1 protein-coding gene is annotated in these 1,449 nt (G+C 51.3%); it reads right to left on the bottom strand.

The annotated features are described in order from the left end of the window. Positions 1-34: 34 nt before the first annotated feature. Positions 35-1,407, bottom strand: a protein-coding gene (locus G7025_RS26515) for an IS3 family transposase (RefSeq protein ID WP_181081934.1) whose coding sequence is annotated in 2 segments (ribosomal slippage) — positions 35-936 and positions 936-1,407 — 1,374 coding nt in all. Because the reading frame shifts where the segments join, the coding sequence is not laid out codon by codon here. Between the last annotated feature and the right edge of the window lie 42 nt (positions 1,408-1,449).

Below are 1,449 nucleotides of genomic sequence, written 5' to 3'. Positions count from 1 at the left end.
TGAACTGACCCCACAAAGTTGGACGATTTTCTATCTATGCCTGAGCGGCCTGAATTCTGTATTCAACAGGACTCAGGCCGTTTAGCTTCAGTCTGATACGCGAGTGATTGTAATACTGGATGTACTCGTCGATGCCTGCGTGAAGCTCATCCAGGTCGTTAAATTTATTCAGATAAAAAAATTCGGACTTCAGTGTGCCGAAGAAACTCTCCATGGCCGCGTTGTCATAGCAGTTACCCTTGCGCGACATGCTCGGCGTAACGGAGCATTTTTTGAGAGCCCGCAGGTAAATGGGCATTCGATACTGCCAGCCCTGGTCTGAGTGCAAAACCGGTTTTTCATGCGGCTGAAGCCGCTTGAATGCACCTTTGAGCATCTTCCCGACCATATCGAACAACGGTCTTCTGGCAACCTCGTAGGAAATGATTTCGCCGTTGTACAGATCCAAAACGGGAGACAGATAAAGCTTCTGACCTCCAACTTTGAACTCTGTAACGTCGGTTACCCACTTTTGATTGGGTGACGGAGCTTCGAACTCACGCTTCAAAAGATTAGGCGCTGCCTTGCCTACCTCTCCCTTGTAGGCCCGGTATTTCTTCACCCGCACCAAGCTCTTGAGCTGAAGCTGCGCCATCAGTCGCTGAACAGTCTTGTGATTGACGAGATGACCAGCGCTCCGTACAGCAGCCGTTATGCGGCGATAGCCATACCGGCCCTTGTGCTCGTCGAACGTCGAGCGAATCTTGTCTTTCAGCTCTGCGTACTTATCAGCCGCTTGCAGCGCCTTTTGCTGATAGTAAAAGGTGCTGCGTGCCAAACCGGCAAATTTCAGCAGGCTTTCGAGAGAATGCAGCGGCCTCAGTCCTATTACGATTTGCGCTTTTTCTGCTGCGCTATTCGTTTCTTCTCCTGAACCAAGGCATCGAGCTTTTTTAGGTAGTCGTTTTCCATCCGCAACTGCTTCACCTCGGCAAGCAAATCATCGCGTGAGCGCGATTCGTCATCGGTTGAGCTGGGTTGAACAGGAGAAATGGTGGTCGGCATTTTTTTCGGACGTCCGGCTCTATTAGGCTGCTTGGTAAGGGCATCAAAACCGCCCTCATCAAAGCGGCGTTCCCAGAGGCCGATGATGTCGAACTTACGGATGTCGAACAAGGCCGCCGTCTGCCGATAGGACAGCTGTTCCTCACGCATACGGTTCAAAACAGACAGTTTGAAGTCGTTGCTATAGCGCTGCAGCTTTTTCTCTTTAAGTCCAGCAACGCCATGCACTTGATAGGCCGCGACCCACTGACGAAGGGATGAAAAGTCCACATTGTGACGGTGTGCAACATCCCTCAAACCCGCGCTACCGGAACAATAGTCCTGCACGGCTGCGAGTTTTGCTTGCTCTGTGTACTTACCCATGACGCCCCCAAAGGTTGTGTCCAACCTTTGGGGGTCAGTTCA

The organism is Pseudomonas lurida (assembly GCF_013522705.1).
Classification (GTDB): domain Bacteria; phylum Pseudomonadota; class Gammaproteobacteria; order Pseudomonadales; family Pseudomonadaceae; genus Aquipseudomonas; species Aquipseudomonas quebecensis.
This window is presented reverse-complemented; position numbering and strand designations above follow the sequence as displayed.